Below are 14,056 nucleotides of genomic sequence, written 5' to 3'. Positions count from 1 at the left end.
TCGAAGTCCACGGTCTCGCGACTGAAGTAGTCGCCATCGGGAGCGCCTGTCCAAAGGCAAATCGCGAAAGGCGACTCCCATGAACACAACTTCTTCTTCGAATCGGCGGGCCTTGGTGCTTGCCGGTGCCGGATCGTCAGGCAACGCCTGGGAAATCGGCCTCATCGCCGGCCTCTTCGATGGCGGCGTGGATGTGACCGAGGCCGACGTCATTATTGGGACTTCGGCAGGTTCCACGGTCGCGGCCCAAATAACCAGCGGAACGCCGCTGACGGAACTGTATGCGCCGATCCTCGCCGAGACGCCTCATCCGCCAGCCGGCAGCGCCGAATCGCGCCGGAGACCGGCTTCAAATGTTCCACCGCCAAACTACATGGACTGGTCGAACCGGATCATTGCTTCGGCCGTGGACGCGTCCGACATGAGACGCCGGATGGGTGCTGCGGCGCTCGAAATGGATGAGTCCAACGGGGCAAATGGGGTGCGCTGGCGGTCAGTCGTCGCCAGTCGGCTTCCCAGCCAGCACTGGCCGGCCCAAGCTGTCCTCATCACGGCGGTCAACGCCCGCACGGGAGAGCCGGTGGTGTTCGACAGCAGCAGCGGAATCGATCTTGTGGACGCCGTCGCTGCCAGCACGTCTTCGATGGCCCCGTACAGTATCGGTGAGAACCGTTACATCAACGGGGGCTACAGACGCAGTGAAAATGCCGATCTCGCTGCCGGATATGGACGGGTGCTGGTGTTGTCACCGTTTGGCGGCCGGACGCGCATGCCACTGGAGTGGGGCATGGATCTCGCCGCGCAAGTCCATGAACTGCAGGCGGGCGGCAGTGCGGTTGAAACCGTCTTCCCGGACAGTGATGCCGAGCATATGTTTGGCGCCAACGCGATGGATCCGACGCTGCGTCCGCCAGCCGCGCGGGCCGGTTACGAACAAGGCAAAGCTATCGCCGGACGTCTCTCCGCGTTCTGGGGCTGATTCGTCCACCAATGTGACGCCGGCTGGAAGCCAGGCCCCTCTACTCCTCCACGGGGAAAGCCACGCCTTCACCCACCACTCGGAGCGACAGTTCGGTGCCGGGGCGGGTGATGGAGGCGTTCCAGTGGCGGATGGTGATGACTTCGCCGCCGCCGGGGTATTCAACGGCGCCGGGGGTCGGAACGCGCGGGGCGAGCTTGATCCGCACGGTGGTCTCGGGGCCGAAGTAGTCTGTATCCACCACCACGCCCCGGATGGGCCCGTCCGGGGCGATCCGGATCTGTTCGGGCCTGAGCATCAATTGCACAAGGCCTTGGGCCGGGGGACGCCGCACAGGGATTCCACCCAGCGAACACGTGGCGAGGGAACCTTCCATCCAAGCGTCCAGGATGACCGCGTCGCCCAGGAATTCGGCTGTGGCGCGGTCGGCGGGACGTGTGTACACCACGAAGGGGTTGCCGATCTGGGCCAGTTTCCCACCACGCATGATGGCAACCTGGTCCGCGAAGGACAGTGCCTCGGCTTGGTCGTGCGTGACAAGGATGGTGGTCACCCCGGCCTCGCTGAGGACCTTCGCCACGGCGCGTCGGGTGGCAACGCGGAGGCCGGCGTCGAGGGCGGAAAACGGCTCGTCGAGCAGCATGAGCTCCGGCTCGCGGGCCAAGGCCCGGGCGAGCGCCACGCGTTGCTGCTGGCCTCCGGAAAGTTGGTGGGGGCGCCGCTTGGCCATGTCCGAGTCGAGCGAAACCATGTCCAGCAGTTCTTGGACCCTCGACTTAACGGCGCGCCGACCGCCGTCGAGCGCTGAACGGTCCAGCCCGAACGCAATGTTCTGCCCCACCGTCAGGTGCGGGAAGAGCGCGCCGTCCTGGGCCACGTACCCCACCTGGCGTTTGTGGGCAGGGACCCAGACGCCGTTGCCGGCCACGGTCTTCCCGTTGAGGCTGATCGAACCCGTGGCGGGGTGTTCGAAGCCGGCGATAAGCCGGAGCAGGGTGGTCTTACCCGAGCCCGAAGGACCCACGATGGCGGTGGTGCCGCCCTTGGCCACGGACAGGTTGACGCCCTTCAATACAGCCTGCGCACCGAAGTTCTTAGTGACCTCGGCGATGTCCAAATGGGGATTGGTGGTGGGAGCAACCGATGCCGCGATCCGCGGAGCCGGAAGCCTTGAAGGGGATTGTTCGGTCACTGTCCGGCTACTTTCTTGGACTGTTGGAAAAGCAAGTACGTCATGGGGGCGGACAGCAAGATCATCAGCAGCGCGTAGGGGGCCGCGCCTGAGTAGTCGATCTCGCTGCTCTTGCTCCAGAATTCGGTGGCCAGGGTGTGCGTGCCGTTGGGGGAGAGCAGCAGCGTGGCCGTCAGTTCATTGACGATGGCGAGGAATACCAAGGCGGCACCGCCGGCGGCCGCGGGCGCGGTGAGCCGGAGCGTGACCTTGAGGAAAGAGACGAGCGGGGCCTTGCCGAGCGATTGGGCGGCTTCGTCCAGTTCCTTGGGGGCCTGGGCAAGCCCGGAGCGGATGTTGACCAGGGCCCGCGGCAGGAACAGCAGCACGTAGGCGGCGATGAGCACGCCCGAGGTCTGGTAGATCCCCGGGACCAGGCGGATGCTCACGGTCACGAAGGCGAGGCCCACCACGATGCCGGGCAGGGAGCTGGTGATGTAGTTGGAAAGTTCCAGCATCTTGCTGAACCAGCTGGGGTGCCGCACCGCGAGATACGCCATGGGGAATCCGACGACGACCGTCGCCGCCGCGCCGACGGTGCCGTAGCCGAGGGTCTGGAGCAGTGCGGGAAGGAATTCATCCGCCGACCAGATTCCTGCGCCTCCCGCGAAAATCCAGCGGAAGACGAATAAGATCGGCAGTCCGAAGGCAAGGAGCGTCAGGGCCAACAGGGCAAGCTGGGACGGGATTTGGTAGTGGTGCAGCGCGAGCTTGGTGGGCCTCGCCTGGGCGCCCGAACCGACGCGGGCATAGCGTGCGGTGCCGCGGCTCCTGACCTCCACGAGCAACAGGATGAGGCAAAAGAACACCAGGACGCTGGCGAGCATGTTTCCGGCCGTGCCGTTGAACGTCGACTGGAACTGGGTCATGATCGCCGTCGTAAACGTATCGAAGCGGATCATGGCAAAGGCGCCGTACTCGGCCAGCAGGTGCAGGGACACCAGCAGTCCGCCACCGGTCATTGCGATTCGCAGTTGTGGCAGGACCACGCGGAAGAAGACCGCCCACGGACCCAAACCGAGGGACGCGGCCGACTGCTCAATGGCGGGGTCGAGGCGGCCCAGCGTGGCCGCCGCCGGAATGTAGACGAGCGGGAAATACGACAGCGTGGCAATGAGCACGCCGGACCAAATGCCCTCAAGCGACGGGACGGCAGACACCCACGCGTAGCTGTTCACGAACGCCGGGATGGCCAGCGGGGCAGCCAGCGCCACGGCCCACCAGCGGTGCCCGCGCAGCTTGGTGCGTTCAACAAGCCATGCGCCCCCGACCCCCAACACGAGGCATATGGGCACCGTGAACACCACCAGCATGATGGTGTTCAGGAGCAGCTCGCCGACGCGCGGCCGGAAGATGAGTGCGACGGCGGTACTCCAGCCGGTCGCGCCCGTCATGAAGGCGACGTACCCCAGCGGGACGAGCGCGAACAGCGCGATAAGCACCGCGAGGATGGATATAACGGAAACGCCGAAAGGCGGGCGGGGGCGCGTGCCCCTGCCCGCCGTCGTCGTGCTCTCCGATGTCGTTGAACGAACGCGAGCCGATAGATCAGTGGTCACAGATTTAAAGCAGTCCTGCCTTGGTCATCAGGTCGGTGACCTTCGAAGAGTTCAACTTGGCAGGATCCACGGTGGGAGCCTGCAGGTCTTTGATGGGAACGAGCTTAGCGTTCGAGTCTACGTTCGAGGCAATGGCGTATTCGTAGGAAGTGCCGTTCTTCAGGACTTCCTGGCCCGTCTTGCCGGTGATGAACTTGATGAAAGCCTGCGCGGCCGCGGCGTTCTTCGAGGACTTGAGCACGCCGCCGCCCGAGATGGACAGGAAGGCTCCAGGGTCCTGGTTCTTGAAGAAGTATGGCGTGACCTTGTTGGAGTTCTCGCCCGTCTTGGCCTGGTCGCCGTAGTAGTAATAGTGGTAGATCAGGGCTGCGTCCACTTCGCCGGCATTGACTGCCTTCATGGCCGTGCTGTTGCCCTTGTAGGCCTTGGAGTTGTCCTTCATTCCCTTGAGCCACTCAGTGGTGGCGGCTTCGCCCTTGAGTTCGAGCAGGGCGGCGACGATTGCCTGGAAGTCGGCGCCCGACGGGGAAGCAGCCCACCGGCCCTTCCATTCGGGCTTGGCCAGGTCAAGCATGGACTTGGGCAGCTTGTCTTCGCTGATCTTGTTCTTGTCGTACACCAGGACGGTGGAGCGGGCGGCGATGCCCGTCCACTTGTTGGTGGAGGGACGGAAGTCGGCGGGGACCTGGTCCACGGTGGCCTTGTCGATGTCCGCGAATAGTCCTGCGTTCTCGACCTGCGCCATGGCGGGGGAGTTCTCGGTGAGGAAAACGTCGGCCGGGGACGCCGCGCCTTCCTGGATGATCTGGTTGGAAAGTTCGGAGTCCGAACCCTGGCGGATCGTGACCTTGACGCCGGTTTCCTTGGTGAACGCGTCCACCCATTCCTTGGTCAGGGTGTCGTGCTGGGCGTTGTAGACCGTGATTTCACCGGAGACCTTCGCGTCTGCGGAGGAGGATGAGGGATCGGAGGCTGCGGAGGACCCGCCGTTGCCGCACGCGGCAAGGGTCAGGGCCGCGCTGGCGGCGATTGCTATGCCTGCCAGCGCGTTGGCGCGAATCTTCATGGGGAGCTTCTTTCTGCGAGCAAATCTAGGGGAGCCTCGCGAAAAGCGGCGGGCTCACAGCTTGAAACTTTAGGTTAGCCATACCTAAATTTCCATCCAGAATGGGGTTTGGTGACGCGAATCACATGCATTACGCAAGATTTACGTGACCTAATACAGGTTAGCGCCTCCCGGTCGAACACCCGGGCAGGCGGATAGTCTGGCTCCATGCCCGGTATTGCCGAATTCCTGCCGACCTTCCTTGGCGTCGGCATCCTCGTGGCAGGCACCCTGGCCCTCCTCATGGCATTCCGGGCTCCGCACCCGTTCGCTCCGGCATTGGCAATCCTCCGCGGTGCCGTGCAGCTCGCCGCGATCAGCTTCGTCCTCGGGGGAGTGATCACGAGCCCGCTTTGGGTCGGTGCCGCCTTGCTCGTGATGTTCGGCGTAGCCGCGGTGGTCGCCGCCCGAAGGATCGGCTGGAGCTTGCCGCATCTTGGCCTGGTAGCGGGTTCGATGGCAGGCGGGATCGCGACTACCCTCGCCATCATTTTCGCCACGGGAGCGATCTCCTTCACCCCGCGGTACGCCCTCGCGATCGGCGGAATCGTGATCGGGAACGGAATGACCATCGCGGTCCTGGCCGGCCGGCGCTTCAAGGAATCCGTCCACGAGCACTGGGAAGAAGTGGAAGGCTGGCTTGCCCTGGGTGCAACGCCGAGGCAGGCAACGCTGGACCTCGCGCGGCGGGCCGTCTATTCGGCGCTCATTCCGTCCACGGACCAAACGAAGACCACCGGGCTTGTCACCTTGCCCGGTGCGTTTGTCGGCGCCATTTTCGGCGGGGTCTCGCCCCTTGAGGCAGGACGCTTCCAAATCGTGGTGCTCGCTGCCATCATGGCCGCCGGTTCCATTACGGCCATCATGATCATCGGAATCCTTGCCCCGGTCCGGGTGCGGCCGGCCCCGCTGCGCTGACAGCCGCGCGCTGACGGTCGCCGGGGCGCGGGCGGGCAACGATCGATTCCGCGCCCGAGCTAACGCACAAACGCCCATGGCCGACAGTAAGGGGTGAACCGCTTTTCCACCAAGCAGCGCTTCACTACTCCGAGCAGAAACGGCCCATGCCCTGATTCCTGAGGCACTCAAGGCTCGCGCCGGCCAGTGATCCCGGGCAATGAGATGACGACGGCGGTCGGCGGCCGCCGTCCGTGGAAAAGCCTTGCTGCCCGCGGTACGCTCAAGGCATGACCCCGGAAGACCTCGCCAAGCTAACGTACTTGCGCCGGGCCCGTGACCTTATCGACCGCGAGTTCGCGAAGCCGCTGGATGTGCCCACAATGGCGAGCCACGCGTTCATGTCCCCGGCGCACTTTTCCCGGCAGTTCCGGGCGACGTATGGCGAGACTCCGTACAACTACCTCATGACCCGCCGGATCGAGCGCGCCATGGCCCTGCTTCGCGCCGGGATGAGCGTGACAGACGCGTGCATGGAAGTCGGTTGTACTTCCCTTGGTTCTTTCAGTTCGCGATTCACTGAAATCGTGGGGGAGACGCCCAGCGCTTACCGCGGCCGCGAGCACCGTGCCGTGGACTTGATGCCTCCGTGCGTGGCGAAAATCCGGACCCGGCCCTCGCGGTACGAAATGAGCAGGATCCAAGAAGCGCTCGCCATGGCCGCTGATTAGCGTTATGGCATGACCATTTCACTGCAGTACTCGCAAATCACTGTCAACGATGTCGATGAAGCCCTGGGCTTCTACCAAGGGGCCCTCGGACTCGAGGTGCTCAACGACGTAGCGCAAGGCGGTTTCCGCTGGGTGACGCTCGGCAGCACGGCGCAGCCCGGCGTCGAGATCGTCTTGTCCGAACCGCACGCCGGCCGTTCCCAGGCCGACGGCGATGCCCTCCAGGAGCTCGTCACGAAGGGCGTCATGGGCCCAATCGTCTTCCGTTCCGAAGATGTGGATGCCTTGTTCGAGAAGGTCCGGGCTTCCGGCGCGGAGGTCATGCAGGAACCGATCGACCAGCCGTGGGGTCCCCGCGACTGCGCCTTCCGCGATCCTTCGGGCAACATGGTGCGGATCAACCAGGCGCCGGCCGCCTAAGCAATCGTCAACGGACCCGGGGCGCCCAGGCCGGGCGTCCCGGGTCTGTTTTGTTTCCGCGGCAAACCACTTACGCCGGTTCTTTCCGTGCCGATAGTGCCAACCGTGAGTGAACAGGAAGATCAAACGGCTCCACGGCGCACCGTGGATGTCTACGACTTCCGCCGACCCACCACGTTGCCGCGCCAGCACAGCCGGGTGCTGGAGGTCGCGTTCGAGACGTTCGCCCGGCAATGGGGAACGCAGCTCACGGCCAAGGTCCGGGTGAAGTCCACCGTAACCTTGGAACAGCTCATCATGCAGAGCTATGACGAATACGCGTCGTCCCTCCCGTCGGCCTCCGCCCCCGGCAGCGCCAAAACACCCCACGCCAAACCAACGCCCCTAACCCCAACGCCCGCTCACGCCCGGCGGGTTTTTCCTGACGCTCGCGCAGGTCTGGCGGGTTTCTTCCTGACGCTCGCTCACATTACGCCCGTTTTTCCCTGACGCCCGCTCACATAACGCCCGTTTTTCCCTGATACTCGCGCAGGTTTGGAGGAACATCGGTCCTCCGGGAATCTGGCCTGTGGATAACTTTTCGACGCATTGCCGGTACTTCAGCTACCCTGATGCTCAGGCATACAACTATTGGGGGATAGCACGCCATGATTTCACGCACGTCCACTTCTTTTCGCGCCCGGTCCTTTGCCATTGCTGTAGTCGGGGTGATGTTTGGTCTTACTGGCTGTGCTCTTGACGGTTCATTGGGAGCATCGGGCGATCCTTCCGTCAGCGTCACGGCCACCCCGACGCCGACTGCGACAGCGGTCTACAGGCTCGCCGATGCCACAGGAAAGGCCCAAAATGTCCGGATTCCGATGCTGCCGGAGGAGGCCAATGCAAATAGCGAAGACGGCGTTGAGGCATTCGCTCGATATTGGTTCCAGACTCTTTCGTACGCCTATGAGACCGGGGACGTAACCGCATGGTCGGCCAACATGTCCCCGCACTGCAAGTTCTGTACTCGTCTGAAGGAAGGGTTGGATTCCGCCTATTCCAACGGCCGTTGGCTTGTTGGTGGCAAAATCCTGACTCCGTCAATCGAATCAAAATACAAACCTGAGGCTCCGACGCAGCAGGTGGTGATCAAGGTCGTCCAGGACAAGATTGATGTCCTTGAAGCCGACGGAAGCATTAGTCAACCGACAACCTCGGCGTCGAAATCCGAGTCAGTGATGATTGCTTCATTCGAATCAGGATTGTGGAAAGTCAAAGATCTTGGACTGATTCGGTAGCTCACCGTCTGGACGCTTTTTAGGTAGTTCACATCTGAAAAATATTGGGGGAAATAAAATTATGTATTTACTGATTTCTGGTTCATTACGTTCTCGCCTGACACTTGGCGCCGTCTTCGCAACAACGACGGCCGTCCTACTCGGGTGTTCTTCAGGGACGCAGGCCGGAGGGGGCGAATCGGTTTCGCCGAGTGCCTCGGTCAGTGCCTCTGTCACGCCAACTCCAACGCCGACACCTGTCTACAAGCGCGGGGACGCCACGGGGAAAGCGCAGAATGTCCCGATTCCCGTGCTGCCGGAGGCTGCAAAGGCGAACAGCAAGGAAGGCGCCGAAGCGTTTACGGCCTATTGGTTTCAAGTGATGGGGTACGCATATGAAACCGGTGACATTGGTCTGCTAACGAAGCTCACTGGACCGAATTGTGAGATGTGCGAGGGAGTGAAGGAGGTCGTTCCCAAAGCGTATGCCGGGGATCGTTGGCTCAGTGGTGGATCATTTTCGACTCCGACTTTCGAGTCCAACTTCACTCCGCATAATGACGGTAGGATCCCCGTGATTGTTCAGGTTATCCAGAGTGAGATTCGCTATTGGGGACCCGGAGGGATTGAATACCGACAGCCCGGCGAGGAGACTAACACTGCGAATGTCGCCTTCTTAAGGTTTATTGACGGTGCATGGATGCTTGACTCAGTTAATCCACTGGCATGAGCAACGAACGTTGGCTCTCGCGCTTTTCCCTGATAGGAGTTATTTTCCTTTTGACGAGCCTTTGTGGACCGCCTGCGTCGGCTGCCACCGAAAATGGCGAAGCGCGTTGGAGTAATACGGGGGTAAAGCCGCTTATCTATATTCGTGATGGGGAATCGGGTGGTCTTGTTCGAGCCGCCCCCGGTGTCGTCAATGATGACCCGAACCAGTACAAACCGGTTTTGCAGTGTCAGGTCGGGGACGACTTGGATAAGAAGTGTCTTCCGGGTCAGTTGCAGTGTCCGCCGCGGGAGCCGGGCGGGAAGCCCGGTTCGGCGGTGATCTGGAAGGTCGCTCCGCGCGCGCTGGAGAATCCGACCTGGACCGATTGGAAGTCACCCAGTGATGGTCCGTCGTGCTTGTACGACCAGAAGCCGGAGGATCTGTTGGCCAGGCTCGCCGGGAGGATTCTGTCGGATTTCCGGACTCTTCCTATCAAGCCGGCCGCTCTGGGTATTCAGCCGAGTCCGCACACTCTCAGGGGTGCTGAGACGAACGTGTTCGCTGATGCGGTGGAGCAGCGGTTCGATGTGGTGATCCTCGGTCAGAAGGTGCGTGTGGTGGCGACCCCGACCGATTACACGTACGGGTATGGGGATGGCGGTGGTTTGGGGCCGACGATGTTTGCCGGTGGTCCGCTGCCGGAGGAGCGGTGGGGTGAGAAGACGCGTACGAGCCACGTGTACAAGCAGACCGGTGATTTCCAGGTGTCGGTCTCGACGATGTTTCGTGGCACGTATTCGGTGAATGGTGGCCCGGATTTGCCGATCCCGGGCACGGGGGAGTTCGCTTCCCCGGCGCAGACTGTGAGCGTGTGGCGCTCGGTCACGCGCAACTATGCCGATAACTGCCTCCAGAACCCCCAAGGCGAAGGCTGCCCCGGCGTGCCCTCAAAATAGGACCCGCGAATTCACCAAGCCACGCCGACACCCGAAACCCAAAAACCCAACCAGCCCTAACCCAGCCCCAGGAACTCTTCGAGCAACGGCAGCGAGCAATCCCGCGTCGCAGCCAAGGCACGTTCGATGTTTGCGCTCCCGGCTAGGAACATCACGTCGTCCTCAGTCGAGGGGTCGCGCGGCGGGACGACCACTGCAACGCCGTCGCCGGTAAGTGCACCGTTAGGCAATGGGTCGCCGGTCCTTTGTTGGCCCACGGACAACGCTTCGATGTTGGCCGCGGCCGTGACCTCAACACGCTTGACCAACTCGACCAAGGCTTCATGGTGTTGCCGGAGCAGGTCTTCCCAGAGGCCGGATGACGCCACCGAGATGATCATTGGCAGGGTGGAGCTGGCGGGGAGCCTCCATTCGACGGCTACGGCCGAAGATTCGATGTTCCGGGCAAGGGTATCGAACCGCAGGTTTTCGAGGACGCCCTCAATGTCGGCGGCCGTGAACTTCAGCCACTGCCAATTGCCGGCCCGCACATGCAGCAACTGCGATTCGAGCCGGAACAACAACAGTTCCAGCTGTTTCCGTTCACGCCACAGCGTTGCCGATAACTCGTCCGCCCCCACGGTTCCCCAATCCACGGTTCGACCTCCGAAAATGATTCCGCGGCCCGTTTTTAGATCTTTTTCTTGAGCGTACACGGATTGTTAGCTACTAGGTGGTGTGTTCACTCAATACACGTCTGTACCAGGCAACTTTTGGCAAGCTGAAGGGTCTCTGCAGCTTGCCGCTCGTTTGCGCGCGGGGGTCACATTTGTCACGCGACGATTTCGCGTCGGTAGGGTCCGTGGCGCTCATTACGTCCGCTGATTCCTTCGACCCGGATCTCGGAGTCCCCTTCGGTGCCTTTGCGCGTCGCCGGATCGTCGGAGCCTTCGCGGACGAGATGCGTTCAAGCGACTGGGCCACGCGTTCAGCCCGCAAGCGCATCAAGGAAACCATGTCCGTCCAGGAAACGCTGGCCGGCGTCCTGGGCCGCACGCCCACAGTGTCAGAGACGGCGTCGGCACTGGGCGTCGAACGCAGCGTCGTGGAAGCCGCCTTGGCGGACGCCGCACGCACGCTCACCCCGCTCGACGACGTCGTGGTTGATACCGTCGCCGCGGAAACCGTCTCCCCGGAGCACTCAGTCCTTGCCGACGAGCGCATTAAGTACCTTCGAGCCGCAGTCCGGCATCACCGCCCGACGCCGGCACGACTACCTCTCGACACTCGCCACCGCGACGTTGGGCGGCATCACCCGCGGATTCGCGGCCCATGATCCGGCCCTTAACCAGGCGGTCTAGGGAAATACTTACCGGCGCCTCAGGCGACGGACGACGGCGACACCGCCGGCGGCGAGCGCGGCCCCCATCGCGATCCCGACGGCGGTCCTGACCTTCGATGGTCGGGCGGACGACGCTTCCGGCGGCTCCTGTGCGTCGATCTTGAGCGTGACTGTGCCTGCATCGCCGTCGACCCGGATCAGCTGCCCGCTTTCGATGCGGCTCGTCGCGACAGCGGTGCCCAAGACCGCCGGAATGCCGTATTCGCGAGCGACGATCGAACTGTGGCTCAGCGGCCCTCCGACGTCGGTGACCACAGCGGAAGCCATGGCGAACAACGATGTCCAGGCCGGCGTCGTCATGCGCGCCACAAGGACGTCGCCGGGTTCCATCCGGTCGAAGTCGGCTGGTCCGCCAAGGACCCGGGCGGGGGCCGTGACCTTGCCGCCACTCGCGCCGACGCCGGTGATCGTGTCGCCCGACTGCTCGCGCGAGTTCGCGGGCATCATGCTGCCGAATGCCCGGTTCGCCCACGTGATCTCGGGCAACATCTGGGGCGGGTTTGCCTTGCGTTGTCCCCGCCACGCCATTTTTCGCTGTTCGACGGCGTCGGCGAGAGAGTCGGCGAGGGAGCCGGCGAGGGAAGTGCGGGCAGCGGTGACCTCCTGGGTGCGAAGCCAGAAGACGTCGTCGGGCGCAGCGATCACTCCGGCTTCTGTCAGCCGCCGGCCCAATTCGAGGAGCACCCGGCGAAGGAGCGGCCACGCGAGGCCGATATCGGCAAGGGCATCTTCCCGGACCGGGACGGTGGCTTGGGCCCAGCCCAAAAGGCGGTCGAACGCGGCGCGGCGGGCGGGGTCGAGCCTGCGCCGGACGATTCGCGTTTGTTCCTCGCGCCGATTCTTCGCCTTTTCCTGGCGTTCGTGCGGATTGTTCCCTTGGCCGCGCAGGTAGAACTTCAAGGTGCTGAGCAGGGGAGATGGGTCGTCTGCGGGGACAGGGTTGAGGAAGTCCAGGTTGAAGACGGCGTGGCCGTAGCGGTCGAGGTGGGTATGGAATTTTGCGGACCATTCCTGCCACAATTCAGGGTCCGCGCCTGGAATCCCGACGTCGGATCCCTCGCCGGTGCGCGTGAGCGCTCGGGCGATGGCCTGGATCGGAGCCGAGGTGATCGCACCGGCAAGCCCGGGGTGTTTCCTGGTCCACGTCGCGAGGTCGTAGAGCGATTTTTCGGCGCGGATCGGCTCGCTGTCGAATCCCAGGAGGAAGGTCAGGGCAGGCGGGTCGCCGGCACGGCGCACGAAGGTTTCGTAGTACCGCCCGAAGACGATCTCGCTTGTCGCCGCGAGCGGAATGACGGACTGCACCGCTGTGTAGTAGACGGTACCGCCGTCGAGTAGTTGTGAGACGCCGTCGAACAGTTCAGCGTTCGAGAGCTCACTGAGATTCTTCGCCGACCAGTCGCGGACGAGTTTCGCGTAGAGGGGATGGGAGTATTCCCGCCATCCCTGGACGCCCATGTGTGCCTGGCCGCGGGCGAGGGAAACCATGGCGCCGGGGAACTTGGCCATGACCCGCCACATGCCGGAGTTCCGGTAGTAGTAATAGGCGTAGCCGTTGATGGTGGGCAGCGCCACGTCGCCTTCCCGCACGGCCTTGCCCTTGAAGGCCTCGCCGAGGAGTTTGGTGATGGACTTCGAGACCGAGCCGTCAATCATGTCGGCGAACAGGGTCGAGAGCGGGTCCGGCAATTGTTCGACGATGCTGGCCCGGAAATACAGCCCGTCCGGGTAGGGCACGGTCCAGTCTGTGGGGGCATCGCCGGCGGGTTCGGGCAGGGCTGTGATCGGCCGGGATTGGACAACATGGACATGTCCCGAGGCCAAAGCCCATTCGATGTCTTGGGGAGCGCCGAAATGGTCTTCGATCTCTTTGCCAAGCGCGGATAGTTGGGTGAGTTGTTCGTCGTCGAGGGCAGCGCGCCGGCGTTGCGCATCCGGAACAGGATGTTCGGCGGTACCGCCGGGAGTGCTGTCCGGCGTGCCGGTGGCATAAACGGTCATCACGTCCTTGTCCGCGATGAAACTCGATTTCGCCTTCGCCGACGATTTGTCCACTACGTAGTCGTCAGTGCTGACAGCGCCGCTGACCACGGATTCCCCGAGCCCCCATGCGGCGCTCACCATGATTTCCTCGCGGCGCCCGGTGCGCGGATTGGCCGTGAACATGACCCCGGAAACCTCGGACTCGACCATCACTTGGATCACCACGGCGAGGCTCAACCCCTCCGTGCCTATTGCCCGGCGCGCCCTGTAATCCATGGCCCGCGCCGTCCACAGGGAAGCCCAACAGTCCTTGATGGCGCCTTCGAGGCCGGCGGGATGGATATTCAGATAGGTATCTTGCTGGCCCGCGAAACTGGCGTCGGCCAAGTCTTCGGCCGTGGCGGATGACCGCACGGCGAAGGTCGCCTCAGGCCCGGCGCCCAGGCTGAGCAGCGCCGCCTGGATCTCTTCCGAAATCCCTTCCGGAACGACGCCGGAACGGAACAGGGCGCGGATCTCCCGTTCGGCGTCGTCGGAGGATCCTCCACCGGCCAGTTCCGCCACGCGGGCCGTCAACCCGTTGGACTCCAGGAACGCCACATAGGCGTTCGTGAGGATCACGAAGCCCGGCGGAACGGGGAACCCGGCGCGGGTCAGCTCGCCCAGGTTCGCACCCTTGCCGCCTGCGCTCGCGACGTCTCCGCCGTCGATCTCCTCAAACCGTTGCGTGAAAACCATCGCCGATGCTCCCTCGATCCAGTTTCCTGTGCTCATGTGGGCCGGTGCCGCATCACACGCTACGCCGGGCATCTCCTGAGCGAAAGGCACAAGCCCATTGACTTCGCA

14 protein-coding genes are annotated in these 14,056 nt (G+C 63.3%); 9 read left to right on the top strand and 5 right to left on the bottom strand.

Annotated elements, in window-relative coordinates; translation table 11 throughout:
* Positions 1–79: 79 nt before the first annotated feature.
* Positions 80–979 carry a patatin-like phospholipase family protein gene (locus tag E1809_RS05675; RefSeq protein ID WP_133203248.1) on the top strand — a complete coding sequence of 300 codons (900 nt, stop codon included), beginning with the start codon at positions 80–82 and terminating at the stop codon, positions 977–979.
* A 40-nt stretch (positions 980–1,019) separates the two neighbouring features.
* Here the strand turns inward: E1809_RS05675 and E1809_RS05670 are convergent, their stop codons facing one another.
* The 3 genes from E1809_RS05670 to E1809_RS05660 are packed head-to-tail and all read right to left on the bottom strand — an operon-like array spanning position 1,020 to position 4,835.
* Positions 1,020–2,171, bottom strand: a complete 1,152-nt coding sequence (locus tag E1809_RS05670) for an ABC transporter ATP-binding protein (protein ID WP_205754104.1) — start codon at positions 2,169–2,171, stop codon at positions 1,020–1,022.
* On the bottom strand, positions 2,168–3,769 hold the full coding sequence (locus tag E1809_RS05665; RefSeq protein ID WP_133203247.1) for an ABC transporter permease: 1,602 nt from the start codon (positions 3,767–3,769) through the stop codon (positions 2,168–2,170). Before E1809_RS05665 ends, E1809_RS05670 begins: the two co-directional genes overlap by 4 nt.
* Before the next feature lie 4 nt (positions 3,770–3,773).
* Positions 3,774–4,835, bottom strand: a complete 1,062-nt coding sequence (locus tag E1809_RS05660) for an iron ABC transporter substrate-binding protein (RefSeq protein WP_133203246.1) — start codon at positions 4,833–4,835, stop codon at positions 3,774–3,776.
* Between the two features lie 207 nt (positions 4,836–5,042).
* Between E1809_RS05660 and E1809_RS05655 the strand changes: the two genes are divergently transcribed.
* The 7 genes from E1809_RS05655 (at position 5,043) to E1809_RS05630 (ending at position 9,846) form a co-directional block, all read left to right on the top strand.
* Positions 5,043–5,792, top strand: coding sequence for an ABC transporter permease (locus tag E1809_RS05655; RefSeq protein WP_133203245.1), 750 nt, complete (start codon positions 5,043–5,045; stop codon positions 5,790–5,792).
* Positions 5,793–6,061: 269 nt separating this feature from the next.
* Positions 6,062–6,502: a helix-turn-helix transcriptional regulator gene (locus E1809_RS05650; protein ID WP_133203244.1), complete on the top strand. Its 441-nt coding sequence runs from the start codon at positions 6,062–6,064 to the stop codon at positions 6,500–6,502.
* A gap of 9 nt (positions 6,503–6,511) precedes the next feature.
* Positions 6,512–6,922 carry a VOC family protein gene (locus E1809_RS05645; RefSeq protein WP_133203243.1) on the top strand — a complete coding sequence of 137 codons (411 nt, stop codon included), beginning with the start codon at positions 6,512–6,514 and terminating at the stop codon, positions 6,920–6,922.
* 105 nt (positions 6,923–7,027) lie between these two features.
* A complete protein-coding gene (locus E1809_RS27330; RefSeq protein WP_235835466.1) occupies positions 7,028–7,411 on the top strand; it encodes a flagellar motor switch protein FliM in 384 nt (127 codons plus the stop codon).
* A 158-nt stretch (positions 7,412–7,569) separates the two neighbouring features.
* A complete protein-coding gene (locus E1809_RS05635) occupies positions 7,570–8,199 on the top strand; it encodes a DUF6318 family protein (RefSeq protein ID WP_133203242.1) in 630 nt (209 codons plus the stop codon).
* A 61-nt stretch (positions 8,200–8,260) separates the two neighbouring features.
* Positions 8,261–8,908 carry a DUF6318 family protein gene (locus E1809_RS27965; RefSeq protein ID WP_374102654.1) on the top strand — a complete coding sequence of 216 codons (648 nt, stop codon included), beginning with the start codon at positions 8,261–8,263 and terminating at the stop codon, positions 8,906–8,908.
* A complete protein-coding gene (locus E1809_RS05630) occupies positions 8,905–9,846 on the top strand; it encodes a hypothetical protein (RefSeq protein WP_235835465.1) in 942 nt (313 codons plus the stop codon). Before E1809_RS27965 ends, E1809_RS05630 begins: the two co-directional genes overlap by 4 nt.
* A gap of 56 nt (positions 9,847–9,902) precedes the next feature.
* Here E1809_RS05630 and E1809_RS05625 read toward each other — a convergent pair whose 3' ends face one another.
* On the bottom strand, positions 9,903–10,481 hold the full coding sequence (locus tag E1809_RS05625) for a hypothetical protein (RefSeq protein ID WP_133203241.1): 579 nt from the start codon (positions 10,479–10,481) through the stop codon (positions 9,903–9,905).
* A 173-nt stretch (positions 10,482–10,654) separates the two neighbouring features.
* Here E1809_RS05625 and E1809_RS05620 point away from each other — a divergent pair, with 173 nt between their 5' ends.
* Positions 10,655–11,161 carry a sigma-70 family RNA polymerase sigma factor gene (locus tag E1809_RS05620; RefSeq protein ID WP_235835464.1) on the top strand — a complete coding sequence of 169 codons (507 nt, stop codon included), beginning with the start codon at positions 10,655–10,657 and terminating at the stop codon, positions 11,159–11,161.
* A gap of 33 nt (positions 11,162–11,194) precedes the next feature.
* Here the strand turns inward: E1809_RS05620 and E1809_RS05615 are convergent, their stop codons facing one another.
* Entirely contained in the window at positions 11,195–13,984 is a 2,790-nt protein-coding gene (locus E1809_RS05615; protein ID WP_235835463.1) for a PEP/pyruvate-binding domain-containing protein, read from the bottom strand.
* Positions 13,985–14,056: the final 72 nt, after the last annotated feature.

This window comes from Arthrobacter terricola (assembly GCF_004354015.1).
In the GTDB taxonomy this organism is placed as follows: Bacteria; Actinomycetota; Actinomycetes; order Actinomycetales; family Micrococcaceae; genus Arthrobacter; species Arthrobacter terricola.
Note: the sequence above shows the minus strand (reverse complement) of the source record. Positions and strands in the feature narration are given on the sequence as shown.